The organism is Billgrantia tianxiuensis (assembly GCF_009834345.1).
In the GTDB taxonomy this organism is placed as follows: Bacteria; Pseudomonadota; Gammaproteobacteria; order Pseudomonadales; family Halomonadaceae; genus Halomonas; species Halomonas tianxiuensis.
Window position 1 is genome coordinate 4,482,340 of the sequence record NZ_CP035042.1, and the last position, 23,906, is coordinate 4,506,245.

A 23,906-nucleotide genomic window follows, 5' to 3' on the forward strand; every position below is an offset into this window, starting at 1 on the left:
ACCGGTAATTTAGGCATCTTGAGAAATCAAAAGTCTATTGCCCTCTGGCAACAATACGACAACATCGCTGACAAGCCGCTCCATGGCGGCGTTTCGGCCATACACCACCTGTCCCCCGTTACGCATCTACGACTTAGGTCGAAAGGTAGTGACGCCATTAACTGCTTTACTTGGGGATGCGTGTATCGACATCCACCCCAACGTGGAGGATCTTCTATGTGGACCAAGCCTGCCTATACCGATCTTCGTCTTGGCTTCGAAGTGACACTCTATATCTCCAATCGGTGAACTCACTTCTTGATGCAGTATCGACGGGCTGACGCTCTTGCCAGGCGTCAGCCTTCGTTTATCCGCCATCGGCATGGAGCCCCTGCATGCACGTACTGGTCCTCGGCGCTGCCGCAGGCGGCGGTTTTCCTCAGTGGAACTGCAACTGTTCGCTATGCCACGGCCTGCGCACCGGTAGCATCGCGGCGACTTCCCGCACCCAGTCGTCGATTGCCATCAGCAGCGACGGTGAGCGCTGGCTGCTGTGCAACGCCTCACCCGACATCCGCGCCCAACTGGCGGCCAACGCCGAGCTTCATCCGCGCCGGATTCCCCGAGACAGCGGCATCAGCGGCGTGCTTTTGGTGGATGCCCAGATCGATCACGCCACCGGCCTGCTGTCGCTGCGTGAAGGCTGTCCCTTCGATGTTTGGTGTACCCCCAACGTGCATCAGGACCTGAGCAGCGGCTTCCCGCTGTTCACCATGCTGGAGCACTGGGGCGGCTTGAACTGGCGTCCCATCGCCATCGATGAAGCCCATCACGAGGCCGAGTTCGAGGTCCCGGCCTGCCCCGGCCTGACCTTCACCGCCGTGGCGCTGACCAGTAACGCGCCGCCCTATTCGCCACGTCGCGGCGCACCGACCCCGGGCGACAACATCGGCCTGCTGGTCGAAGACCGGGCGCGCGGCACGCGACTGTTCTACGCGCCAGGACTTGGCCGGCTCGATGATCGCGTGCGTGGTTTCCTGGGCCGTGCCGATTGCGTACTGGTCGACGGCACCCTGTGGCATGACGACGAGCTGATCCGTGCCGGCGTGGGCAAGGCCACCGGCACCGACATGGGCCACTTGGCGCTGGCGGGCAGAGGGGGATTGCTGGAGGAGCTGGGGGCCCTGCCCCTCGCCACTCGCCGGGTGCTGATACACATCAACAATACCAACCCGATCCTCGACGACGGCTCGGCCGAGCGGGCTTCGCTCGAAGAGGCCGGCATCGAGGTCGCCTTCGATGGCATGCGCCTGGAGATATGAACCCGTCATTTTCGCTGACGTCACAACAATAACGACGCTGTACGCCATACAACGGGAAGGAAGCGCCTCATGACCTTTATTGCGTCCCCTTCGCCGCCTCGGCGAGCGAACCCGAGACCCCGCCCCTCCCTGCCGAGGCCTTCCGCGAGGCCCTGTTGGCCAAGGGCGCCTACTACCATATCCACCATCCCTACCAGGTCGACATGGCGGAGGGGCGTGCCACGCCAGAGCAGATCCGCGGCTGGGTGGCCAACCGCTTCTATTATCAGGTGATGATCCCGCAGAAGGATGCCGCGCTGCTGGCCAACTGCCCGGACGCCGCCACCCGCCGCCGCTGGATCCAACGCCTGCTCGACCACGACGGACGCGATGATGACGCAGGCGGCATCGAGGCCTGGCTGACCCTGGGCGAGGCGGTGGGGCTGACCCGCGACGAACTGTGGGCCCAGGAGCACGTGCTGCCCGGTGTGCGCTTCGCCGTCGACGCCTACGTCAACTTCGTGCGCCGGGCGAGCTGGCAGGAGGCGGCGATCTCGTCGCTCACCGAGCTGTTCGCGCCCCTGGCGCACCAGAGCCGGCTCGACACCTGGCCGGGCCACTACCCTTGGATCGACGAGGCCGGCTACGGCTACTTCCGCAAGCGCCTGAAGGAGGCACGCCGCGACGTCGACCATGGCCTTGAGGTGGCGTTGGCGGTATGCACCACTGCCGCCGCCCAGCAGCGCGCCCTGGAGATCCTGCAGTTCAAGCTCGACGTATTGTGGAGCATGCTCGACGCCATGACCCTGGCCTACCAGCTCGAGCGCCCGCCCTATCACAGCGTGACCGACCAGCGCGTTTACCACCGGGGCTATGATGGCTATGATCGAGTCAACCACCGTCTATCGCTTGCGCCCCGGTTGGCGCCTGCAGTGGGAGGAGGCCCAGGGCCGTCACGTGCTGCTCTATCCCGAGGGCATGGTGCAGCTCAACGACAGCGCCGGAGCCATCCTGACCCAGCTCGACGGCCAGCGCGACGTGGCCGACGTAGTGGCGAGCCTGCAGGCCCAGTTTCCCGATGCCCCCGCCGCGGAGATCGAACGGGACATACATGAATTCCTGCTCGACGCCGCACGACAAGGGTGGATCCGACATGACTGACCATACCCATACCACTGCCATCAACGGCGCCACCGGCGCTCCGCTGTGGCTGCTCGCGGAACTCACCTACCGTTGCCCGCTGCAGTGCGCCTACTGCTCCAACCCGCTCGACTTCGCCGCGGTGAAGGAGGAACTCTCTACCGAGGAGTGGATGGACGTACTGGCCCAGGCCCGCGCCATGGGAGCCGTGCAGATGGGTTTCTCCGGTGGCGAGCCGCTGGTGCGGCAGGACCTCGAGACCCTGGTGGCCGAGGCACGCCGGCTCGGCTTCTATACCAACCTGATCACCTCGGGGCTGGGGCTCGACGAAGCGCGCATCGAGGCACTGCACGCGGCCGGGCTCGATCATATCCAGATCAGCCTGCAGGCCTCCGATCCAGACGTTGCCGCGGCGGTAGCCGGCTCGCCCAAGGCCCACGCCAAGAAGCTGGCCATGGCCCGAGCGGTCAAGGCCGCCGGCTATCCCATGGTGCTCAACGTGGTGCTGCACCGCCACAACATCGACCGCATCGACGACATCATCGCCCTGTGCGACGAACTGGGGGCCGACGCCGTGGAACTGGCTAACTGCCAGATGTACGGCTGGGCTCACCTCAACCGCGAGGGCCTGCTACCCAGCCATGAGCAGCTCAAGGCCGCCGAGGCCACCACCGCACGCTGGCGCGAGCGCCTGACCGAGCGCGGCCGCGACATGCGCCTGCTGTTCGTGGTGCCCGACTATTACGCCGAACGCCCCAAGGCGTGCATGGGCGGCTGGGGCGCGATCTTCATGACCGTGGCGCCGGACGGTGCGGTGCTACCCTGCCATAGCGCGCGGATGCTGCCGATGAGCTTTCCCAACGTGCGCGAGCGTGGGCTGCATGAAATCTGGTACGACAGCGAAGCCTTCAATCGCTACCGCGGCGATGGCTGGATGCGCGAACCCTGCCGCAGCTGCGACGAACGCCACAAGGACGTCGGCGGCTGCCGCTGCCAGGCCTACCTGCTCACCGGCGACGCCACGGCCACCGATCCGGTGTGCTCGCTGTCGCCCGACCACCACCTGATCGAGGCCGCCCGTCGCCAGGCCGAACACGGCGAGCGCCCCATGGCCGGCCTGACCCTGCGCAACGTGCACGAATCGCGGATCTTCTGCCGCGCATGAACCACCCATCCGCGGTTTCCGACGACGAACTCGCCCGGCGCGCGGGACTACCGCCGGGCAGCCGGCTGCGTGAAGCCCGCCTCGCCAATGGCCTGACCGTCGCCGCCGCCGAAGTGCCCGACGCTCGCTGGCAGCGCCTGGTCGGTGCCGCAGGCGTGGGCTACCTGGACGAGCCCGACGACTGCCGCGGGCTGGCTCACCTGCTGGAACATGTCCTGTTCCTGGGCTCGACGGGCTTTCCCGGGGCTGGCGAGCTGGCGCGCTGGGTCGGTGAGCGAGGCGGGCGCTACAACGCCCGTACCGACGAAAGCATTACCGAGGTGCACCTGCATCTCCCCCCCGTCGATACCGACGAGGGCCTGGCTCGACTGGTGGACATGCTGGCCCGGCCTCGCTTCGAACCCGGGCTCGTCGCGCACGAGGTGGCGGTACTCGAGGCGGAGTTCCGCGCGCGGCTGGCCGACCCCGCGCTGCATCGGCTGGCGGCACTCGGCCAGCTCTGCCGCGAGGGGCACCCCGCTCGACACTGCCATGCCGGCAACCGCACCACCCTGGGCACTGACGCCTCCCGGCTGGCCGCACGGCTCGCCGACTTTCATGTCCATCACTACCGCGCCGGAGGCATGGCCCTGGTAATGCTGGGTCCTTTGCCGCTCGAGGTGCAGCTCGAGCTGCTCACGCGGCATGGTACGGCGCTGCCGGCGGGCGACGCGCCGTCGCCGCCACGGGCCTGGCGCTGGGCCCAGCCCGGCGGCGTGGCGTGGCATTCGCCCACGTCCAGAACCAGCGCTACATCGCTCGAGCTCTTCTGGCCACTGCCGGACGAGCAAGCCACCGCCCATGCCAACCGGCTCGCCGCCGTGGCTGCCCGGCTGGCCGATGGACATCTCGCCGCCACCCTGCAGGCCGCCATGGAACTCGATCGGCTCGAGGTGACCCTAGAGCCCGTTGGCCTGGGGTCGGCCCTGGCGCTGAACCTGGCGCCAGCGCCGGACGAGGAAACGGTGCAGGCGATGCTGGCCACCTGCTGTGCGGCATTCGAGCAGGCCATCGTCGCAACGCTACCCGCCCCATCCGTGCCGGCGGCGGATCTCGACGCCTGGCCCCGGCGCTACGCCAGGCAACTGGCCGGTTCGGTAAAGCGCGCCCCATGCGACGCAATCTCGGAAGAGACAGCTCCTTTGCCTTGGCTGACATCCGAGCAGTATCGGCTGCTATGGCATGCTCCCGCCGCTTCCGGCCGCTGGAAAACGCTGACGGAGACCGGCACCCGCTGGCGTCCCCAGCCGCTGCCGGAGGAGCAGGCGCCATTGCCTTGGCGATGCCCGCCCGCCCTCTCGCTCCGCCCCCGGCCAGATACCAGTGAATCGACTCCGCGACAGCTCTGTCAGAGTGCGCGGCTCACTCTCTGGAGCGGTGAGCCGGTGCGCCTGGCGGATGCCCCTGCGGCCAGCCTTTGCCTGGGCTGGCCCGCCCCGGCCGCGCAGCAGGGCGCACGCCTTTTCCGTTGGCGGCAGAACACACTGCCATTGCGCCAGGCCGCCCTCGCTCAGGGACTGCAGCTTTCCTGTGCCGGGGACGCCCGCGGCGACTGGCTGATCGTCAGCGGAGCGGCCGAACGGCTCTGCTCCCTGGCGGAGCTGGCCCTGGCGCGCTGGCCGGAGCAGGCAGCGCAACACCCATGCGACCCGCCAGTGGGGCTGCTGGCCCAACGCCTGCTGACCCTGCTGGAAACCTCGACGCTCCGGGTGGCGCGGGCCGGGGCATTGCCGGTGCTGGGCTGGGTAAGCGGCGGGGAAGACGCCGACGCGGCCCAAGCGATGCTGAGCCACCTCGCCGGGCGCCTGTCGGCAGGCCCGCCCATGGCGGCCAGTGCGACGCCCCATGAAGCCAGTGAAGAGAACGACGACACCCGCTGGCTGCCGCCCCAGGGCGACGACCATGTCGCGATGCTGGAAGTTGCCGGCCCCGACGACACGCCACGCAGCCGCTGGCTGCTGCGCCTGCTGGCCCAGTGTCACGACGCCGCTTTCCAGCATGAGATGCGCCAGCGGCGCGGCCTGGGATACGTGGCGGCGGTGCGCTATCGCGAAGCGTCGGGCACTCCCCGCCTGGGCTACGTGGTGCAGTCCCCTCATGCCGGGATTGGCGAGTTGCGCCAGGCCATTGCTGACTTCCTGACCCAACAGGGCGAAGCGCTGGCGCACCTCACCGCAGCGGAGATGGAGCGCCGCAAGCGCAGCCTGCTCGCCCATGCCGGCCACCCCGAGACCCAGGCCGAGGCCATCGCCCAGCTGTGGCAGGCGCTGCGTCGCCATGCCGCCATGAAAAATGCCTCGCCACCCTGGCAGCCGCTGCCGTGGGAAGCCGAGTCGCAGGCATTGGCCGCGCTGCACGTCGACTCGCTGCTCGACTTGGCAAAGGATCTCGCCGCGGGCCGTCTGGTACAGCGCTGGTGGCTGCACCAGCCACGCTGAAGCCCGCCGCTTTTACGCGCCCTCCTCTCTAGCGAATGTTGCCAATAGGCAACTCAGTTGTGTCGCTGCGTCACAATGCTCCCGTCCTGCCTCACCTAGACTGACATCACGTCGACCCCATAGCGCCGCCACGCCGGCCGCCAACAACAACCCGGGAGACCAGCTCATGAAATCACGCGCCGCCGTCGCCATGGCCGCGGGCCAGCCGCTCGAACTCACCGAGATCGATGTGCAAGATCCCAAGGCCGGGGAGGTGCTGGTGCGCATCAAGGCCACCAGCGTGTGCCACACCGACGCCTTCACGCTTTCCGGGGCCGACCCCGAGGGCTTGTTCCCCTCGGTACTGGGCCACGAGGGGGCCGGCATCGTCGAAGCCGTGGGTGAGGGCGTCACCAGTGTCAAGCCCGGCGACCATGTCATCCCGCTCTATACCGCCGAGTGCGGCCAGTGCAAGTTCTGCCGCTCGGGCAAGACCAACCTGTGTCAGGCGGTGCGCGCCACCCAGGGCCAGGGGCTGATGCCCGACGGCACCTCGCGCTTCTCGCTCGACGGCAAGATGCTGCACCACTACATGGGCTGCTCGACCTTCAGCGAATACACCGTGCTGCCCGAGGTCTCCCTGGCGGTGGTCTCGAAGGAAGCGCCGCTGGACAAGATCTGCCTGCTCGGCTGCGGCGTGACCACCGGCATCGGCGCGGTGCTCAACACCGCCAAGGTGGAGCCGGGCTCCACCGTCGCCGTGTTCGGCCTCGGTGCCATCGGCCTGGCGGTGATCCAGGGCGCACAGATGGCCAAGGCCAGCCGCATCATCGCCATCGACGTCAATCCGGACAAGTTCGAGCTGGCGCGCCAGTTCGGCGCTACCGACTTCGTCAATCCCAAGGAGCACTCGGATCCGATCCAGCAGGTGATCGTCGACATGACCGACGGCGGGGTCGACTACTCCTTCGAGTGCATCGGCAACGTCAACGTGATGCGCTCGGCGCTGGAGTGCTGCCACAAGGGCTGGGGCGAGTCGGTGATCATCGGCGTGGCCGGGGCCGGCGAGGAGATCTCGACGCGGCCGTTCCAACTGGTCACGGGCCGGGTGTGGCGCGGCTCGGCGTTCGGCGGGGTGAAGGGGCGCAGCGAGCTGCCGGGCTACGTGCAGCGCTACATGGACGGCGAGATCAAGATCGACGAGTTCATCACCCACGACATGCCATTCGAGCAGATCAACGAGGCATTCGAGCTGCTGCACGCGGGCAAGAGCATTCGTACGGTGCTTCGCTATTGATAGGCGCCCGGGGCCGCGCCCAGAACAGGTGCCCGAAGCCGCACCCATAACAGGCGCCCGGTGACGCGCCCACTTTTGATAGGCGCCGCGCCAAGGACAAGGCGCAGGCGTCAGAAGCCAAGAGAGGAGCGATACACGTCCGAAGCTGTGCCAACGATAACAATGCCCAAGGGCAAGGAGGCACTCATGAGCCTGATGGACATGATCCAGCGCTGGTTCGGCGGCAAGCCCGCCCCACCGAAGGCCGCGCCTGGCAGTGGAACGAGAACCGCCTCGGCAACGAGCGCATCTCGCACGCCGCCTCCCGCGGCAGCAAGCCCCTCGACAACGACAACACAGGGGAGTCGATCCACCATGAGCCACCACAGCGTTCACATCCATCCCGCCGTCGATGACGGCGTCAAGCGCGGCAGCGAGAGCTTCACCGGCGGAAAACTCTACTGCCACTGCAGCGGCGACCAGGTCGAGGTGACGGTCGACGCCCAATGCGCCCATAACCACGTCTGCGGCTGCACCAAGTGCTGGAAGCCCGAAGGCGCGCTGTTCTCGATGGTAGCCGTAGTGCCCCGTGATAAGCTCCGAGTCACCGCCCACGAGGAGAAGCTCGAAGTGGTCGATCCGGCCGCCGCCATCCAGCGTCATGCCTGCAAGGAATGCGGCGTGCACATGTACGGCCGTATCGAGAACACCGGGCATCCCTTCCACGGGCTCGACTTCATCCACACCGAGCTGTCCTACGACGAGGGCTGGGCCGGCCCCGAGTTCGCCGCCTTCGTCTCGTCGATCATCGAGTCCGGTGCCGACCCGGAGAACATGGGCAACGTCCGTTCGCGGCTGCAGGAACTGGGTCTGCCACCCTACGACTGCCTCTCGCCGCCGCTGATGGATGCCATCGCCACGCATACCGCCAAGGCCAAGGGGGTGCTTTGACAAGGGGGCTTTGAATAGAACCGTAAAAGCCCCGAGCCTTTATTCGAAACCTTCGGACAAGGGACTCGGGGCATTACATCGAGAGGGGTTCAAAGAGCATTAAGATTGCGGAACATCTTGCTCAAACACTGGTTGATGTAGACGACCTCGTCCTTGCGCAGCCCCCTGAAAGCCTTCTCCACCACCTGAGCGGTAAGCTCCCTGGCCACGGCCAGCTTGGCCTCGCCGTCTTCGGTCAGCTCCACTTCCGTAACCCGGCCGTCCTGGGGCGAGGGAGCGGTCTTGAGCAGCCCCGCCTCCTGCATCTTGTAGACGATCTTGGTGATAGTGGAGAGCTTGGCCACGGCATGGATGGCGATATCCGACATGCTCAGGCGGCCTTGCTCGTGCAGGATCATCAGCACCCGCCACTTGGAGGAACTCAACCCATGCGGCTTGAGCAGGCTGTCCACGTCGGCACTGTACTTCGCGCTCAACCGGGCCACCCAGTAGAACGGGAAATCCTGGGCACGATAGTCATCGGAGAGCGGGAAGAAGGAGGATGCCAGTTCGTCCTTTTCAACCATAGGGTGGGCGCTCCAAGGCGATAAAATAGTGGAATATTCTAGCATGTGCCCACCTTGACGACAGCCGCCTGCCGAGCAGAAATTCGGCCGCCAATCACTCCAGCCGCCGTGTCTCGGACGGATACTCTCCGAACAGCTTGTAGTAGCTTGCCGAGAAGTGGCTTAGATGGCGAAACCCCATTTCATACGCCGCATCTCCCACCGTACATTCGCAAGCGGGTGAGCCTGCCAGCCTCCTGCGCACCGCATTCAGCCGGATGCTGCGGAGAAACTCCACCGGGCGTATGCCCACCACCCGCTGAAAGCTGTTCTGCAACGTTCGGCGACTCACCCGCAAGCGCTCGCACAAATCGAGCACGCTGAGCGGACTGTCCGGATCGGCCAGGGCAAGCTCCTGACTGCGCTTGACGATATACGAGCTCACGGCGAGCTCGCTGCGTTTCGTCTCGACATGCGCCTGCAGAAAGAGGTCGAGCTGCACGGCCATCAAGGCATCCTCGATGTCCTTCTCGATGACGGATGCCTCGTGCTCCCCCGGCCGGATGAAGTCATCGAAGTTCCGACACACCTGGGCCTTGATCTCCTTCAGCAGCCGCATCGGCACGTTGATGCCCGGCATCGAGAGCAGTTGGGAGAACTGAGCCGAACCCAGCTCGATCTCCGCCAAACGGGTGAAGCGCTCGAGATCGACGCTCAACGACATGAACGCCATCCCTTCCGGAGCGTGCAGCAGGAACTCTTCGCCATCGCGCAGCAGCAGAACGCTGTTGGAACTGACCTTGCAGCCCTGGATGATGGGCGGCCTGCCCGTGGCAAAGGCCATGCAGAAGCGCTGCCTGGGCGCGTGCCCATGCTGGACGACGCGCTTGTCGAGCACCTCATGGAAGACCTGGAAGCGCTCGCCCGACACCTGGAAAAGCTCGCTCGAAAGGCGACCGGCGCCAAGCTGGTCGTACACCTGCTGCCAGCCCTGTATCGCAGCCGCATGCTGCTGAGAGTCATGGAAGGAATGAACTTCGTAGCGCATACCCGCCCCCATGGAAAGGTCGCATCATCGGCGACTCAGCAGCATGAGTCAGCGTGCGGCACCGGCCGCCCATTAGAACTAGCGAAAAAGAGCTATCAACATAGAATCATCAGAAGAACGCCGCCAAGACGAGCTGGGCGTAGACGTTGGTGCCATTGCCGCCCACCTGGGTGCCGCCCTCGGTTTCGTCTCTGCTGGGCTTGTACAGGCCCAGCAGGGGCTGATGACGACATGGTCGGTCACGGCCCACTCCACGTACAGATCCAGCTCCCGGCCATCCAGGTTTAGCGTATCGCGTCCCTTCAGGGTGCTGAAGTCGAAGAATAGCGCCCCCAGGGTGAGGTTCTCCCTGGGGCTGGCCCTCAAGGAGATATGGTGGATGCCGGTATTACGCGCAAAAGGCCCCGCATAGTTGGCCGCCACCTCGCCCTGGAACCAGGTGCCCAGTGCGGGGCTGTTCAGGCCAGTGAACAACGAGTCCCAATCCTCCGAATAGCGGGTATAGCGGTAGGTCAGGCTGGGTGTCCATAGGGTGTCGGCAAAGGTGTAGCCGGCCTCGGCGTACCAGGCGGTTTCCGAGCCGGCATCCTTGTTCTGCCAGGCATACTCGAAGGCGAAGTTGGCGTTCTCGATACCGGCGTCGCCTTCCCCCCGCAGGCTGTAGACGTTCATGCCGTCACGCTGCTCGAGGAAGTCGTCGGCCCACTCGCGGTTGACGTCTAGACCCTGCACCCAGGTCAGCCCGATGAGACCCGCATCGCCGGCATAGTCGAGGGTGGCGGCGGCCAGCTCGGTCTCGGCCTGAGCCAGGTTGTCTGACTTGAGCCAGGCGGCCGCCCCGTGCAGGCCCTGCTCCCCGCCGAGGCGCAGCACCGCGGTACGGTCGAAGGCATGGCGGGCCGCCAGGTAGTAGGCGCCACCACGGTCCAGGGCGCCGTCGGCCGGCCCCCGGCCCAGGTTCAACCCATCATCGTTGATGATGAAGCCCCTGCCGAGCTGGACGACCTGCCGGCCCAGCGAAACATCCACGCCATCCGTCCCGAGGGCGGGAAAGAGATCCGCGGAGCGCCATCCCAGGTAGGCGTCCTCGAGGGTGGTGCTGCGTTCGGTGCCCACGCTGTTGCCGCCGGCATCGCCATCCCCCCAGGTGGCGGAGCTGACCCAGTTGAGGCCGCCGTAGAGGGTACCGGCACCGCCCATCCCCTGATGGCCGCTGAAGCCGTACTTGACGAAGCCCTCGCGCCAGCTCGAGCCATCCTCCCTGCCGTCGTAGTTCTTGCGGCTGTTCATCCAGCCATGCACGGCCAGCAGATCGACGTTCAATGCCCCGTCGGTACTCGTCGCCAGCTCGTAGGCCTGGGCCTGACCTGCCTGGCCAAGGGTAACCGTCAGCGCCAGGACCCCACCGGCAACCCAAGTCGTCTTATGAGAATTCATGTTAGTACCTTGATGGTATTGTTGTTATCGGCTCGCTCGATGAATGAGCCGCGAGCCGTTCGGGTCGAGCGCGCCCCTCCTCCCTCGGGAACGACACGCGCTCGTTTACTTCCTCTAGCCCTGCCGGTCCAGGGCGACCTCCAGCGCCTGGACGATCATGCCGGCCTCGTCGGTGGTCAGGGTCAAGGGTGGCGAGAGGATGATCTTGCTGCCGACCGGGCGCACCAGTACTCCCTCCTTGCGCGCCTCCTCGGCGATGCGGGCCGCCTGCCCCTCGGTGGGATCGATCGGCTGGCGGGTGCGCTTGTCGGCCACCAGGTCGAGCGCGAGCATGAGCCCCTTGCCGCGCACTTCGCCGACCACGTCGAAGCGCTCGCTCAACGGCTGCAACTGCTCGTTCAGCCGCGCCCCCACCTTGGCGGCGTTGTCCGGCAGCGCCTCCCTCTCGACGATGTCCAGCACCGCCAGGGCTGCGGCGCAGGCGGTGGGATGGCCGCTGTAGGTGTAGCCATGCATGATGACGTTGCCGAACCCGGGGGCGTTCTCGATCGCCTCGGCGACACGCCGGTTGAACACCGTCGCGCCGAGGGGGATGTAGCCCGCCGAGATCCCCTTGGCCAGGCAGAGGATGTCGGGCGCCACGCCCCACCCACGGCTGCCCAGCATGCAGCCGGTACGGCCGAACCCCGTGACCACCTCGTCGGCGATCAGCAGGATGTCGTAACGGTCGCAGACCTCCCGCAGCTGCTGCCAATAGCCATCCGGCGGCACGATCACGCCACCGGCACCCTGCACCGGTTCGGCGATGAAGGCGGCGATGGTCTCGGGGCCGAGGAACTGGATCTGCTCCTCCAGTTGGCGAATGCAGTAAGCGGTCAGCTCCACCGGATCACGACAGTCCCAGGGGTTGCGGTAGAGCCAGGGCGCGTCGAGGTGGTAACAGCCCGGCAGCAGTTGGCCATGGTTGTAGTGATAGACGCCGTTGCCGCCCACCGAGGTGCCACCCACGTGCACGCCGTGGTAGCCGTTGCGCAGCGAGAGGAAGCGGCTGCGGCCTGGCTGGCCGGCGGCAATCCAGTACTGGCGCGCCATCTTCAGCGCCGTCTCGACCGCGTCGGAGCCGCCCGAGTTGAACAGCACCCGCATCATCTCCTCCTGGGCAAACAGTGAGGTGAGCCGCTCGGCCAGGTCGAAGACCCGCGGATGCGCGATGCCGTCGAAGGTCTGATAGTAGGCCAGCTCGTCGAGCTGCGCGGCGATGGCCGCCTTTACCTCCGGACGGTTGTGGCCGACGTTGACGTTCCACAGCCCGCCGACGCCGTCGAGCATGCGGTGGCCATCGATGTCGGTGATGTAGTTGCCGTCGGCGCGTGCGATCACCAGCCGCCGGGCCTGGTTACCCGGCGCCGATGAACTCATCGGGTGCCAGAACTTCTTCTCTGCCGTCTTGTATTTCTCGTACATGGCTTGATCTCGGGGGTTCTCTTGCAATTGCTTGTGCGCTGCCTTGTGCAAAGCTGCGCGTGAGTGTCGACGCGACGTGTTCTCTTACCCGGCTGCCGGAGGCTTACGAACGAACAGCAGTTGCGGGGTGGTGAATTCGAGCAGTCCCTCCAGGCCGAACTCGACGCCGAAGCCGGACATCTTGCGGCCGCCGAAGGGCGTGTTGGGCTGGATCTGGGCGTGGCAGTTGACCCAGGCCACGCCGCTCTCCAGTCGGCTGGCGATAGCCTGCGCCCGGGTTTCGTCCTCGCCCCACACCGAACCGCCCAAGCCCATCTGCGACGCATTGGCACGCCGCAGGGCATCCTCGACGTCGTGATAGGCGATCAACGGCAGCACCGGGCCGAACTGCTCCTCGTCCACCAGCCGGTGACCATCGCTGACCCCAGTGACGATGGTGGGCGGATAGAAGAACCCCGGGCGATCCAGGCGGGCGCCGCCGCACAGCACCTGCGCGCCCTGGGCTCGCGCATCGTCGACGAGTTCGCTCACCAGCTCGAGCTGATCGAGGTTCTGGATCGGTCCGAAGGTCACGCCCTCCTCCAGGCCTGCGCCGACCACCTGCCGCTCGGCAATGGCCGCCAGGGCCTCGGCGAACTCGCGATACTGGGATTCGTGCACGTAGAGCCGCTTCAGCGCCGCGCAGGTCTGGCCCATGTTGAGGAAGGCCGCCTGGAAGATGTCTTCCACCACGGCGTCCACCGGCGTGCCCGGCAGCACGATGGCGGCATCGTTGCCCCCAGCTCCAGGGTCAGGCGCTTGAGGTTGCCGGCCGCCGCCTGCATGACCCGCTGCCCGGTCTCGGTGGAGCCGGTGAAGACGATCTTGTCGATGCCGGGATGGGCGGTGATGGCGCTGCCGAAGCCTTGCTCGCCGGTGACGATATTGATGCCCCCCTTGGGCACGTGGCGGGCGATGATCTCCACCAGGCGAATCGTGCTCAGCGGAGTGAGACTGGAGGGCTTGCTCACCACGCAGTTGCCCGCCCGCAGCGCCGGCATGATGTGCCACACCGCGATCATGAAGGGCCAGTTCCAGGGCGTGATGGAGGCCACCACGCCCACCGGCTTGTGGTGCAGCTCGATGCGCTGGGCAGGCGTTTCCTCCACCAGTTTCACCGGCACTTCTTGACCGGCCGCATAGCGTGTCCAGGCCGCGCCGCCGCCCACCTCGGAGTAGGCCAGGGCCAGCGGCTTGCCTTGTTCCATGACGATCAGCCTTGCCAACTCATCTGCCTCACGCTCGATGTCGTCGGCAATGCGATTGAGCAGCTCGCACCTCTCTGCATGAGAACTGAGCTTCCATTGACCGAAGGCATCGCGGGCAGCGCTGACCGCCTGATCCAACTGCGTGGTCGAGCCGGCCGGACACAGCGCGAAGGGAGCCCCCGTGGCCGGATCGGTGACCTCGAAATGCCCAGCGGCACCCGGCACGCTGACACCGTTGATCGACAATTCGTAGTTACGCATACAGCCGTCCTTCATGCTTCGATGCCTGGCCGGGAAAGGCAGGCCTTTCCCGGCGATCCAGGCTGAGTGATTTACAGTCGGTGAGAGCCGAGCTGCTGGAATTGCTCGGGAGAGCTTTGACGCAGACGCATGGCCAGCACGCCACCCGCGGCCAGCGCCAGCGCGATGAGAATGCAAAGCCCATAGGAGAGCAGCTGGCTGGACCCGGTCAGAACGTCGAAGTGCATGACCGCGATGACCAGCATGCTGAGCAGCGCGAGACTGGAGAAGGCGGGCAGGATCTTGCTTCTCCACGGGCCCACGTCCAGCTCGGGGTGACGGCGGAAATAGCGCAATACCGCCAGGGAGGTGATCGCCATCAGTAGGATGAGGGACAGTGCTGCCAGGCTGGAGAACCAGGCAAACAGCTGCAGGATGGGGTCGCCGCCAAACGCCGCGAAGATCATCACCGCCGCCGCCGCGATCAGCGTCTGCAGCAGCGAGCCAAGGTGGGGGCTTTGATGCACGGGGTGGGTGGTGCCCAGGGCCCTTGGCAGCAGACCGTCACGGCCGATGGCATAGAAATAGCGGGCGGCCGAATTGTGGAAGGCTACCAGGCCGGCATAGATCCCCACCAGGAACAGGACGCGAATGAGCTGCGTCATTTCAGGCCCGACGTAGTGATCGGACAGACCGTAGATCAGCGTGGTCGGATCCTCTAGCGCATAGAGCGTGGGCACGATCTTGTCGACGCCGACGCCGATGATCATCGACCAGATGGAGACCGCATAGAAGCAGCCGATCAACAGGATGGCGGAGTAGGTCGCCAGCGGAATGTCACGGCGGGGATTCTTCGCCTCTTCACCATAGATGGTGGTCGCTTCGAAACCGATGAAGGCAGCAAAGCAGAACAGCAGGCCGATGGAGGGGGCACCGCTGAACACGTGCTGGGGCTGGAAGGAGTCGAAATTCACCCCGCTGTCGCCACCGCTGGAGAGTATGGCCACGTTCAACACGAGGATGACGAGATACTCCACCATGACGATCACGCAGAGCACCTTGGCCGAGAGATCGATCTGGCGATAGCCGAGAAACGCGATGCTGCCCATCGCCACCAGCGAATAGAGCCACCATGGCAGGTGCAGATCGAATACGGCGCTCATGGTGCCGGCGGCGACGCCGCCGAACATGCCGTACAGGCCGATCTGCAGAATGTTGTAGGCAAAGATCGCCAGCCCCGCAGCCGCACCGCCGGCAATTCCGCCCAGGCCTCGCGCCGAGAAGGCATAGAAGCCGCCGGCATTGGTCACGTAGCGGGCCATGGTGGTATAGCCCACCGAGAAGATCAGCAGAACTGTCAGTACGAGGCCGATCAGCACGGGGGTGCCTGCACCGTTTCCCAGCATCATGCCGATCGGAAAGCCGCCTGCCAGGACACTGAACGGGCTCGCCGCGGAGACGACGAAGAAGATAATGAAACCGACACCCAAGGCGCCACGCCTTAGCTCTGTCGAGACTATTGCAGGGGAGGAGGTTACGTTCATTTCATGAACCTTCATATTATGATTATAGGAATCGACAACGTCACAGCTTTTATCTTATTCCTACCCCAGCGAGTGACGTTATCCCAAATCGGCACCACGATTTTCTTTTATTTCAGCAACATAGAAAGCATCCACAGGCCGAAGGTGAACTCGATCATCACCGACTAAAAAATAAAACCCGGAGAGACTCAGCAATATCACGACTGTTAATCAAGTTAGGGAAACGCTGAACAAATCGACGAGCGAGATGAAGTGCAAGGCGCACGGAGCACAGTACCGAGCGAAGCGACAAACAGCCGTAGGCTGGCCCCGAAGGGGCGAGAAGCCGAAGGCTGCGAGTCAACCGGAGCATATGGGGTATATGTGAGGATTCCGCGCACCGCGCAACGCAGCAATTCGCTCGCGCAGGCATTTGTGCAGTGTTTCCTTAGCAATCCGCACTGCTTTTAGAACATTTTATTTCTTCACCATGACGAAATCGAAGTTCGCCTTCCATTTCACATGCGTGTCCAACACTTCACGGTAATCAACGATCAGTGAATCCTTGACGCCGAACACCGCATCCGATGCCAGGTAAGCGTCGCCCGCAACGAAGGTGTGGGTGACGATGCGCTCGTAATCCGGGTGCTTGAGCATGAAGTGCATGTGCGCGGGCCGCCACGGATGGCGCCCCAGGCTTGCCAGCATCTTGCCCACCGGGCCGTCGTCGGGGATCGGGTAAGGCACCGGCTTGATGCCGATGAAGTCGTAGCAGCCATCGGCACCGGTAATGAACACGCCGCGATTGTTCCACTTCGGCTGCTCATCCGGCTGCTGGACGTCATAGAAACCGTCGCTGTTGTCCGACCAGACGTCGATGCGCACCCCTTCGACGGGGCTGCCCTCCAGGTCGAGCACGCGGCCCTGGTAGCGACAGGCTTCGCCCTTGCCATCCAGCGAGATGGAAGCTCCCATGGGCAGCTCCGGCGCCCCGTTCACATGGAAGGGGCCGAACACCGTATTCTCGGTCGCGCCCGCCGGACGGCGGTGCTGAATGGCATCCACCAGCATGGAGACCCCGAGGGTGTCGGAGAGCAGGATGAACTCCTGACGCTTGTCGTCGCACATCTGCCCCGTGCGGGTGAGAAAGTCGATGGCCGCTTCCCACTCGGCCTGGGTCAGCCCCACTTCCTTGACGAAGCCATGCAGGTGGCGGATCAGCGACGCCATGATCTCGCGCAGCCTGGGGTCGGTCTGCACGCCCATGCGCGCATTGACCGCCTCGACGGAGTTCGCTTCGGTGAAATAGTCGATCTGGGACATGCTTCATTCTCCTCGATGGCCGGGCCTGGGTGATTACCGGGGCCGGGCGCCGCTCCAGGCACGCTGGAGCAATTCGCGTATGGCGTCGCGCTCGATCGGCCGGGGGTTCCAGTAGGGGTTACTGGCCGCCAGGTCGGCCGCCTTGTCCAGGTCGGATTCGCGCAGTCCCAGCGCCGCGAGGGCGAGGGGCGCCCCGAGGGAGCCGGCAAAGTCGTAGAGGCCGCCGCCCAGCTCGCCGCCGAACAGGCTCGCCGCCGGCGCCAGGACCTCGGCGGCGGCCTGGGCGTTGTAGGCCGCGGTATGCGGCAGCAGGATGGCGTGGGTCTCGGCGTGGGGCAGGTCGAAGCTGCCACCCAGGGTGTGACAGAGCTTGTGGTGCAGCGCCATGCCCACGCTGCCCAGCACGGTGCCGCACAGCCAGGCGCCATACAGCGCATCGCTGCGTGCCTGCAGCTCCCGCGGTCGTTCGACGATGGCCGGCAGCGCCTGCTTGAGACTGCGCAGCCCCTCCATGGCTATCAGCCCGGTCAGTGGGTTGCGGTCCTTGGCGTAGAGCCCCTCCAGCGCATGCGCCATGGCATTCAGGCCGCTGGTCACGCTGGTCGCCAGCGGCAGCCCCAAGGTAAGCTCGGCGTCGTAGATCACCACCTCGGGCAGGATGGCGGCGCCCTTGACGGTGGTCTTCAGGCCGTTCTCGGTCTGCCCCAGGATCGGCGTGACCTCGGAGCCGGCATATGTCGTGGCCACCACCACCTGTGGCGCATCGTTGCGATAGGCGATGGCCTTGCCCAAGCCGATGGTCGAGCCCCCGCCCAAGGCCACGACGCAATCGGCGGCGGCGTCCTCGAACGCCGCCATGGCCTGCTCGGTCACGTGCACCGGGGTGTGCATCACCGCCCCGCTGAATACCCCGGCTCCCAGTTCGCCGAGCTGCGCGTTGAGGCGTTCGGCATCCTCGCGCCGGGAAGAGGTCGACAGCACCAGGGCCCGGCGGCAGCCCAGCAGGCGCACTTCGTCGGCGATCCGGGCCAGGCTGCCGGGCCCGAAAAGAATGCGCGCCGGATTGGCCGTGTACACAAAATCGTGCGACATGATGCCCCCTCAGTTCCTGAGCAGCACCGACTCGGACGGGTAATCAGTCGCCCAGCCCTCTTGCAGCGGGGCAACGAAGACGTTCTCCGTGCGCGTTCGGGTGATCTTCCAGGTGCCATCGGGCTCCTTGCGGAAGGCGTTGTTGAGCCGCGACGAGCGCAGCAGCGCCTTGCCATTGGAGAAGATCCAGGGCTGGCAGTGCACCCACTGGCCCTCCGCGACGTCGCCCCTGACGTGGATCTGCTCCGAGGTCAGGTAGTGGACGTTGAGCAGCAGCTTGGGATCCTGGTCCTTCTTCCAGAACCCCTGGAAATGGCGCCGGATGGCCGCCGCCCCTTCGGCACGGCCGAACTGGTTGTCGTAGTACTCACCAACGCCTTCCCACACGGCGTCTTCGGTATACAGCGCCATGATCAGCTCGATGCGCTCCTCATCGCTCTTCACGCCATATTCGGGAATCGGCGTATCGCACAGGAACATGTAGCGCGCCTGGAGGCGACGGATCTCGGCCTCGGCCTCCAGTGTCTCGATACGCGCCACCAGGGCCTTCAGTTCGGCACTCGTTACTTCCGACATGTCTCTCTCCTTTGCTATTTCAGCGGAATGGTCTCGCCCGGAGGCGGCTATAGCGGGGCACCGAGGCGCTCTATCACGCGCCCCAGCCCCGACTTGATCGCGCTTACCTCGGCCGGCGCCAGGTTCTCGAACAGGCGTCGTTCGTAGTCGTCGGCCATGGCCAGCAGGCGCAGCGCCAACGCCTGCCCTCCTCGCTGAGCCGGATGCAACCGTCTTCGTCCGAGCCGACCAGGCCACGCTCATGCAGCCCGTCGAGGGTGTCCTCGAGGTCCGCCTGGGGCTGGGCCACGCGCTCGGCCAGCACCTCGGCGACCTGGGGGCCGCGGTCCGCCAGCAGGGTCAGGATCCGCCACTCGTTGTCGTTGACGCCCAGGCTGCCGAGCCGCGGATAGAAATCGCTGCGGTAGGCGGCCAGCGCTTGGCGCATCAGGTAGAGCAGGTGCTTGCCCAGTCGGCCGTTCAGCGCCGCGCGCTCACCGACGTTGAGCAGCAGTGGATGCGGCTCGGGCACGGCATAGCGCCCGTTGTGGAAGACCAGGGCGCTGCCCTCATTGCGATAGGCGTAGCGCACCACTTCGCCGACGATGATCAGGTGATCGCCGCCCTCGTAGACGTTCCACGTGCGGCATTCGAAATGGGCCGCGGCCCCCTTCACCTTGGCCACGCCGCCGAGGCCCTCCTCGATGGCAATGCCGGCGAACTTGTCCTCGCCCCGCCGTGCAAAGCGATTGGAGATGTCGACCTGCTCGTTGCCGAGCACGTTGACCACGAAGTGCTCGGCGTTGCGGTAGGCATTCAGGCTGTAGGCGCCCTTGTCGATGCTCCACAGGATCAGCGGCGGCTCCATCGACACCGAATTGAAGCTGCTGGCGGTGACCCCATGGTTCTCATCGCCCTCGCGCGCGGTGACCACCGTCACGCCGGTAGCGAACTTGCCCAGCGCGCTACGGAAATCTCTCGTATCGAAGCTCATAAGCGGCTCTCCCTCCCAAACGCGGGACCGTTGTCAGCGCCCTAATTTCTCGCCGGTGGTGCCGGCGATGCCGTAGTCGCTCTTGGGTATCTCGCTGATGATGACCCGCACGTTCGCTTCGGGGGCATCGATGGATTCGGCGATGGCGTCCGTCACCTTGCGGATCAGCGACTCCTTCTGATCCTGGCTACGACCCGCCATCATGTAGACGTGAACGGTTGGCATTGTCTGGTCCTTTTCTTGTCGTCAGATTCTTGTCGTCAGAGATCGAGAACGATCCGTTTACCCTTGGCCCGAGAGCAGCAGACGCACATCAGCTCGCCCTCCTGCTTCTCCTCCTCGGTGAGAAAGTGATCGCGATGATCGATCTCACCCTCGAGGACGTCGGCCACGCAGGTACCGCACACGCCCTCCTCGCACTTCACCTCCACTTTCACGCCGGCCTTGGCGAGGGCTTTGGCAATCGTCTCCTCGCTACCGACGGAGACGCTGATGCCGGATCTTTCGGCAATCACCTCGAAGGCATCGCCCGAGACATCGACGTCCGCCGAGAAGAATTCGCGATGAATGCGCTCATTGCCGATGCCGAATTCCCGGGCTCGCGAGATCACCCACTCCATGAAGCCCTGGGGGCCGCACACATAGACGTGCACGCCTTCCCTGGCCGCGGCGAGTTCGGCATTGAGGTCGAGCCTGGTCTCGGACTCGTCGTCATGGTGGTAGACGACGACATCGGACAGCCCGGCCGCCTCCACCTCGCCGCGGAAGGCCGTCACGCTGCGCGACCGCGTGCAGTAGTGCAGGGTGAAGTCCTTGCCCAGCGCGCGCAGACGGCGAGCCATCGCCATCATCGGCGTGACCCCGATGCCGCCGCCGAACAGCAGGCTCTGCGGCGCCTCCTCGTGCAGCGGAAAGTGATTTCTCGGCCCCTCGATCTCGAGCGTCTCCCCCACCCTGGCGATTCGGTGCAGGGCCTCCGAGCCACCGCGGCTGTTGGGGTCGCGCAGCACGCCGATCTCGTAGAACTCGTTCACTTGCGGATCCGAGCAGAGCGAGTACTGCCGCCACAGGTCGATCTCGCCATCGCGCACGTGCACGTCCAGATGCGCGCCGGCGGTGAAGGGGGCCAGCGGTGCGCCGTCGAGCGAGCGCAGCCGTAGCCTGGCAATCCCACCCGGCTCGTCGATGCGCTGGTCGATCACCAGGGTCAGGCGTTGGTTAGCGGTATCCATTGGCATCACCTCATGTAGATTCCACCGTTGACGTCCCAGCAGGCGCCGTTGACGAAGGCCGCCCTAGGGCTCGCCAGCAGCACCACCAGCTCGGCGACGAAGCACGGATCCCCCAGGCTGCCCACCGGGATGTTGGCAATGGCCTGCGCGAGATTGCCGCCCAGCACGGAACGCACCATGGGCGTATCCATCGGGCCGGGCGCGATGGCATTGCAGGTGACGCCAAAGGGGGCGAGATCGCGGGCGAAGATCTTCGTCAGCGTGAGGATGGCACCCTTGGAGGCGGCATAGTGCGCCCCGGTGGCGGTGCCGCCGTTCTGCCCCGCCAGGGAGGCGAGATTGACGATTCGCCCGTAGCCGCGCGCCTTGAAGTGGCGGCCAAAGATCTGGCTGCCGGCGAAGGTGCCACCGGCGTTGGTGGCCAGCACGGCGTTGAAGTCCGCGGGGTCGATCTCCAGCAGCCCCTGCACCGCCGTGCGCGCTGCGTTGTTGACCAGCACCTCGACCGCCCCCAGCGCTCGATGCACTTGTCGAGCACGTTCTGGAAGTCGTCGGGCTTCGCCACGTCGAGAGTGGCGGAGACGGCGGTGTCGCCCGCCAGGTCGAGTTCGGCGGCCAGCGCCGCGGCCGGCTCGGGCTCGATGTCCGAAATCACCACCCGGAACCCGGCCCGATGCAGGGCACGCACGGCCTCCGCGCCGAAGCCACGCGCCCCGCCGGTCACCACCGCCGTCTGGATCTTGTCAGGAGTCGGCGTCGTCATCAGAACAAATAGCTGAACGAATTCAGCACTCCGTCTGAGTTGAGCAGGCGCGCCACCTTGTGGCGGATCTTGAAGCCGCCCGGCGTGACGATGAGGGAGTAGCTCAGGTTCGCGGCCCAGATCCGCTGGCGCCCGAACTTGTCTTCGATCAGGTGCTCGGCACAGCGCACCGTCACCTCGTCGCCCTCGACCTTGTCGATCACGAAGCGCGACACCGTACGGATGGTACGGGCCGGCGGCGCCGAGGAGATCGAGAAGCCCTGCTGGAAGCGGGCGATACGGTCGCGCCGCATCTTGGCATCGTCGTGGCAGAGATTGAGCGTGTTGTCGAAGTCCTCGCCGTCGCCGATGGGCAGGGTGTAGAAGCCTTCGTCGCTCCACAGGGCGAGCCAGGCATCGTAGTCCTGGCGGTCCAGCATGTCTGCCTCGGCCCAGATGAAGGCCTGCGCATCCTGCAGCAAGAGCTCCTTTTCCATCCTGATCATCTCGTTCATGACTGCATCATCCTCTTCCACATGTCGTACGCCGCCCGCATGCCGGTCTCGGCACTGATATGGCCACGGGGTCCCGCCTCGCCCGGCTGCTCGTCGACGAGGCCGCGATTGAGCAGGATGGGTAGCTCCGCACCGCCCTTGACGCCGCGCTGGACCCGCTCCCACACCTCCGCATCGTCGGGCGAGCCGAAGCCCATCGGCCCCTGGAAGTGCTCGTGCAGGCGCAGGCGTGCCTGGTTGGCCGCCGCAGGGCCACCGTCCATGCCAATGGCGATGTGGCGGATGTCGGTCCGCTCGACGTTCACCGGCGTCAACACGCGGAAGAAGGCCAGCGAGAACGAGACGTTGGGGAACAGGTTGAGGTTGAAGCCGGCACCGCCCACGGCGCGCACGATGCGCCTCACCTGCTCCTCGGGATAGCCGTCGTCGCGCAGCTCCCGGGCCAGCTCCGTAAAGCGCTCGGGATCGGCGCCTCGAGGTTGTCGTCGAGATCCACCAGCTCGGGGATCATGACCATCACCGAGTGGCCATTGCCGAGATCCTCGACGTACCCCTTGCCCTGATCGAGGAAGGAGAAGACCTCCTCGGTCTCGTCATCCAACGACTGCAGGAAGGACTTGTGCACGACGGGGAAGTGGTAGGCGTCGGTGGTGTTCTCGAGCTGGACCTTCCAGTTCATCGGCACGCTGAACTGATGCTCGCCCAGCACCTTGACCGGATAGCCCGCCCCCTGCTTCATGAACAGGTCGATCCACTTCGTCACCGGGCCGAGGAAGTCGACCAGCGGTTCGGCTTCTTCATTGAAAGTGGCGAAGACCATGCCGGCGTAGGACTCGGTGCGCAGCTTGAGCAGGCCGTGCTGCGCCTTGTCGAAGTCGTCGCCGTACTGCTCGGAGTAAGGCAGCGCCCGCAGCGAACCGTCGAGCCCGTAGCCCCAGCCGTGGTAAGGGCACTGGAACGAGGAGGTCTTGCCCTTCTTTACCTCGCACACCGTGGCGGCGCGATGACGGCAGCGGTTCACCATGACGTGGATCGCGCCCTTCCTATCGCGCACCACGATCACCGGCTCGAGCCCCACCTGGGACAGCTTGAACGAGCCCTTTTCGGGGAACTCGCTTTCGTGGGCGACCCACACCCAGGTTTTCTTGAAGATCTTCTGCATCTCCTCCTCGAACAACCTGGGATCCTCGTACATGGGCGTGCGAATGTGATCCTTGAACACGAGCTCGTGAGGGGTGATGTCGATCTTGTTTTCGATGTTCATGATGACCTCGAGGTAGCTATTGGCGGTCCTTTTCGAAACGGCTTGCCGTTGGTTTTTGCATCACTCGGGCACGACGAGTTCGCGCCCGATTCGCGCTTCGACCCGGCAGTATTTCCATAGCTTGTAGGTGCCGTCGCCCACCGGCGTGGTGCGGAAGAAGTTGCAGGCCTCGACGATGGACTCGTAGTCCTGCACGTCGGCCATGATGTAGAAGGTCCAGGGGGCGGCGAGGGAGGGGCCGACCTGAATGCGGTCGTCGTCCATGATGCCCAGGATGGTGACGCCAGGCAGGCCGTCGATGCCCTGCAGCATCTCGCGGGTGGCCTCCCATACCTGCTTGGCCTCCTCGGCGGTGGCGTTCATGAAGTTCTGATTGATCCCGCAGCAAAACAGCACGCGATGCATCATGGTGTTCTC

At 65.3% G+C, this 23,906-nt stretch carries 21 protein-coding genes and 4 pseudogenes; 8 read left to right on the plus strand and 17 right to left on the minus strand.

Annotated elements, in window-relative coordinates; all coding sequences use genetic code 11:
• Positions 1–216: 216 nt before the first annotated feature.
• The 8 genes and pseudogenes from pqqA to gfa all read left to right on the plus strand — a co-directional run bounded on the left by pqqA (position 217) and on the right by gfa (position 8,268).
• Positions 217–288, plus strand: coding sequence for a pyrroloquinoline quinone precursor peptide PqqA (pqqA, locus tag EKK97_RS20970; RefSeq protein WP_081786101.1), 72 nt, complete (start codon positions 217–219; stop codon positions 286–288).
• Positions 289–374: 86 nt separating this feature from the next.
• The gene (gene pqqB, locus EKK97_RS20975; RefSeq protein ID WP_159554909.1) at positions 375–1,301 is read left to right on the plus strand and encodes a pyrroloquinoline quinone biosynthesis protein PqqB; all 927 of its coding nucleotides are present in this window, start codon (positions 375–377) and stop codon (positions 1,299–1,301) included.
• Between the two features lie 122 nt (positions 1,302–1,423).
• A pseudogene (gene pqqC, locus EKK97_RS20980) lies at positions 1,424–2,152 on the plus strand (pyrroloquinoline-quinone synthase PqqC); the annotation flags it as partial.
• A 10-nt stretch (positions 2,153–2,162) separates the two neighbouring features.
• Positions 2,163–2,441 carry a pyrroloquinoline quinone biosynthesis peptide chaperone PqqD gene (pqqD, locus tag EKK97_RS20985; RefSeq protein ID WP_340162903.1) on the plus strand — a complete coding sequence of 93 codons (279 nt, stop codon included), beginning with the start codon at positions 2,163–2,165 and terminating at the stop codon, positions 2,439–2,441.
• Positions 2,434–3,585: a pyrroloquinoline quinone biosynthesis protein PqqE gene (gene pqqE, locus EKK97_RS20990; protein WP_159554913.1), complete on the plus strand. Its 1,152-nt coding sequence runs from the start codon at positions 2,434–2,436 to the stop codon at positions 3,583–3,585. Before pqqD ends, pqqE begins: the two co-directional genes overlap by 8 nt.
• Entirely contained in the window at positions 3,582–6,062 is a 2,481-nt protein-coding gene (locus tag EKK97_RS20995) for an insulinase family protein (RefSeq protein ID WP_159554915.1), read from the plus strand. The genes pqqE and EKK97_RS20995 overlap by 4 nt, the downstream gene beginning before the upstream one ends.
• Positions 6,063–6,228: 166 nt before the next feature.
• Positions 6,229–7,338, plus strand: coding sequence for an S-(hydroxymethyl)glutathione dehydrogenase/class III alcohol dehydrogenase (locus tag EKK97_RS21000; protein ID WP_159554917.1), 1,110 nt, complete (start codon positions 6,229–6,231; stop codon positions 7,336–7,338).
• A gap of 186 nt (positions 7,339–7,524) precedes the next feature.
• Complete coding sequence (gfa, locus tag EKK97_RS21005; RefSeq protein WP_236551301.1) at positions 7,525–8,268, plus strand: S-(hydroxymethyl)glutathione synthase; 744 nt, start codon at positions 7,525–7,527, stop codon at positions 8,266–8,268.
• Positions 8,269–8,357: 89 nt separating this feature from the next.
• Here the strand turns inward: gfa and EKK97_RS21010 are convergent, their stop codons facing one another.
• From EKK97_RS21010 to EKK97_RS21085, 17 genes and pseudogenes are all read right to left on the minus strand, one after another.
• Positions 8,358–8,834 carry a MarR family winged helix-turn-helix transcriptional regulator gene (locus EKK97_RS21010; protein ID WP_159554919.1) on the minus strand — a complete coding sequence of 159 codons (477 nt, stop codon included), beginning with the start codon at positions 8,832–8,834 and terminating at the stop codon, positions 8,358–8,360.
• 94 nt (positions 8,835–8,928) lie between these two features.
• Entirely contained in the window at positions 8,929–9,861 is a 933-nt protein-coding gene (locus tag EKK97_RS21015; RefSeq protein WP_159554921.1) for a helix-turn-helix domain-containing protein, read from the minus strand.
• 78 nt (positions 9,862–9,939) lie between these two features.
• A complete protein-coding gene (locus EKK97_RS21020; protein ID WP_201296955.1) occupies positions 9,940–11,298 on the minus strand; it encodes an alginate export family protein in 1,359 nt (452 codons plus the stop codon).
• A 114-nt stretch (positions 11,299–11,412) separates the two neighbouring features.
• Positions 11,413–12,762 (minus strand): aminotransferase class III-fold pyridoxal phosphate-dependent enzyme, encoded by a 1,350-nt coding sequence (locus tag EKK97_RS21025; protein ID WP_159554923.1) that lies wholly within the window; start codon positions 12,760–12,762, stop codon positions 11,413–11,415.
• A gap of 84 nt (positions 12,763–12,846) precedes the next feature.
• Positions 12,847–14,285 (minus strand): annotated as a pseudogene (locus EKK97_RS26200) (aldehyde dehydrogenase family protein).
• 56 nt (positions 14,286–14,341) lie between these two features.
• Entirely contained in the window at positions 14,342–15,739 is a 1,398-nt protein-coding gene (locus tag EKK97_RS21035) for an APC family permease (protein ID WP_201296956.1), read from the minus strand.
• Positions 15,740–16,249: 510 nt separating this feature from the next.
• Complete coding sequence (locus EKK97_RS21040) at positions 16,250–17,095, minus strand: intradiol ring-cleavage dioxygenase (RefSeq protein ID WP_159554927.1); 846 nt, start codon at positions 17,093–17,095, stop codon at positions 16,250–16,252.
• 33 nt (positions 17,096–17,128) lie between these two features.
• Positions 17,129–18,187, minus strand: coding sequence for a maleylacetate reductase (locus tag EKK97_RS21045; protein WP_159554929.1), 1,059 nt, complete (start codon positions 18,185–18,187; stop codon positions 17,129–17,131).
• A 9-nt stretch (positions 18,188–18,196) separates the two neighbouring features.
• On the minus strand, positions 18,197–18,763 hold the full coding sequence (locus EKK97_RS21050; RefSeq protein WP_159554931.1) for a nuclear transport factor 2 family protein: 567 nt from the start codon (positions 18,761–18,763) through the stop codon (positions 18,197–18,199).
• 103 nt (positions 18,764–18,866) lie between these two features.
• Positions 18,867–19,736 carry a flavin reductase gene (locus EKK97_RS21055; protein ID WP_236551304.1) on the minus strand — a complete coding sequence of 290 codons (870 nt, stop codon included), beginning with the start codon at positions 19,734–19,736 and terminating at the stop codon, positions 18,867–18,869.
• Between the two features lie 33 nt (positions 19,737–19,769).
• Positions 19,770–19,961 (minus strand): 2-hydroxymuconate tautomerase, encoded by a 192-nt coding sequence (locus EKK97_RS21060; protein WP_159554933.1) that lies wholly within the window; start codon positions 19,959–19,961, stop codon positions 19,770–19,772.
• Between the two features lie 35 nt (positions 19,962–19,996).
• Positions 19,997–20,968 carry a PDR/VanB family oxidoreductase gene (locus tag EKK97_RS21065; protein ID WP_159554935.1) on the minus strand — a complete coding sequence of 324 codons (972 nt, stop codon included), beginning with the start codon at positions 20,966–20,968 and terminating at the stop codon, positions 19,997–19,999.
• A gap of 5 nt (positions 20,969–20,973) precedes the next feature.
• Positions 20,974–21,731, minus strand: a pseudogene (locus tag EKK97_RS21070) (SDR family NAD(P)-dependent oxidoreductase).
• Entirely contained in the window at positions 21,731–22,225 is a 495-nt protein-coding gene (locus tag EKK97_RS21075) for an aromatic-ring-hydroxylating dioxygenase subunit beta (protein ID WP_159554937.1), read from the minus strand. The pseudogene EKK97_RS21070 and the gene EKK97_RS21075 overlap by 1 nt, the downstream one beginning before the upstream one ends.
• Positions 22,222–22,677: pseudogene (locus EKK97_RS25545) on the minus strand (SRPBCC family protein); the annotation flags it as partial. The gene EKK97_RS21075 and the pseudogene EKK97_RS25545, both read right to left, overlap by 4 nt.
• Positions 22,626–23,489 carry an aromatic ring-hydroxylating oxygenase subunit alpha gene (locus EKK97_RS25550; protein WP_277987324.1) on the minus strand — a complete coding sequence of 288 codons (864 nt, stop codon included), beginning with the start codon at positions 23,487–23,489 and terminating at the stop codon, positions 22,626–22,628. The gene EKK97_RS25550 and the pseudogene EKK97_RS25545, both read right to left, overlap by 52 nt.
• A gap of 60 nt (positions 23,490–23,549) precedes the next feature.
• Positions 23,550–23,897 carry an IacB protein gene (locus EKK97_RS21085; protein WP_159554939.1) on the minus strand — a complete coding sequence of 116 codons (348 nt, stop codon included), beginning with the start codon at positions 23,895–23,897 and terminating at the stop codon, positions 23,550–23,552.
• Positions 23,898–23,906: the final 9 nt, after the last annotated feature.

What these genes read in the sequence shown, in the direction of transcription:
- pqqB (WP_159554909.1), top strand. Translation starts at nt 375, where the DNA reads ATGCACGTACTGGTCCTCGGCGCTGCCGCAGGCGGCGGTTTTCCTCAG.
- pqqD (WP_340162903.1), top strand. Translation starts at nt 2,163, where the DNA reads ATGATCGAGTCAACCACCGTCTATCGCTTGCGCCCCGGTTGGCGCCTG.
- pqqE (WP_159554913.1), top strand. Translation starts at nt 2,434, where the DNA reads ATGACTGACCATACCCATACCACTGCCATCAACGGCGCCACCGGCGCT.
- EKK97_RS20995 (WP_159554915.1), top strand. Translation starts at nt 3,582, where the DNA reads ATGAACCACCCATCCGCGGTTTCCGACGACGAACTCGCCCGGCGCGCG.
- EKK97_RS21000 (WP_159554917.1), top strand. Translation starts at nt 6,229, where the DNA reads ATGAAATCACGCGCCGCCGTCGCCATGGCCGCGGGCCAGCCGCTCGAA.
- gfa (WP_236551301.1), top strand. Translation starts at nt 7,525, where the DNA reads ATGAGCCTGATGGACATGATCCAGCGCTGGTTCGGCGGCAAGCCCGCC.
- EKK97_RS21010 (WP_159554919.1), bottom strand. Translation starts at nt 8,834, where the DNA reads ATGGTTGAAAAGGACGAACTGGCATCCTCCTTCTTCCCGCTCTCCGAT.
- EKK97_RS21015 (WP_159554921.1), bottom strand. Translation starts at nt 9,861, where the DNA reads ATGCGCTACGAAGTTCATTCCTTCCATGACTCTCAGCAGCATGCGGCT.
- EKK97_RS21020 (WP_201296955.1), bottom strand. Translation starts at nt 11,298, where the DNA reads ATGAATTCTCATAAGACGACTTGGGTTGCCGGTGGGGTCCTGGCGCTG.
- EKK97_RS21025 (WP_159554923.1), bottom strand. Translation starts at nt 12,762, where the DNA reads ATGTACGAGAAATACAAGACGGCAGAGAAGAAGTTCTGGCACCCGATG.
- EKK97_RS21040 (WP_159554927.1), bottom strand. Translation starts at nt 17,095, where the DNA reads ATGTCCCAGATCGACTATTTCACCGAAGCGAACTCCGTCGAGGCGGTC.
- EKK97_RS21045 (WP_159554929.1), bottom strand. Translation starts at nt 18,187, where the DNA reads ATGTCGCACGATTTTGTGTACACGGCCAATCCGGCGCGCATTCTTTTC.
- EKK97_RS21050 (WP_159554931.1), bottom strand. Translation starts at nt 18,763, where the DNA reads ATGTCGGAAGTAACGAGTGCCGAACTGAAGGCCCTGGTGGCGCGTATC.
- EKK97_RS21055 (WP_236551304.1), bottom strand. Translation starts at nt 19,736, where the DNA reads ATGAGCTTCGATACGAGAGATTTCCGTAGCGCGCTGGGCAAGTTCGCT.
- EKK97_RS21060 (WP_159554933.1), bottom strand. Translation starts at nt 19,961, where the DNA reads ATGCCAACCGTTCACGTCTACATGATGGCGGGTCGTAGCCAGGATCAG.
- EKK97_RS21065 (WP_159554935.1), bottom strand. Translation starts at nt 20,968, where the DNA reads ATGGATACCGCTAACCAACGCCTGACCCTGGTGATCGACCAGCGCATC.
- EKK97_RS21075 (WP_159554937.1), bottom strand. Translation starts at nt 22,225, where the DNA reads ATGAACGAGATGATCAGGATGGAAAAGGAGCTCTTGCTGCAGGATGCG.
- EKK97_RS25550 (WP_277987324.1), bottom strand. Translation starts at nt 23,489, where the DNA reads ATGAACATCGAAAACAAGATCGACATCACCCCTCACGAGCTCGTGTTC.
- EKK97_RS21085 (WP_159554939.1), bottom strand. Translation starts at nt 23,897, where the DNA reads ATGATGCATCGCGTGCTGTTTTGCTGCGGGATCAATCAGAACTTCATG.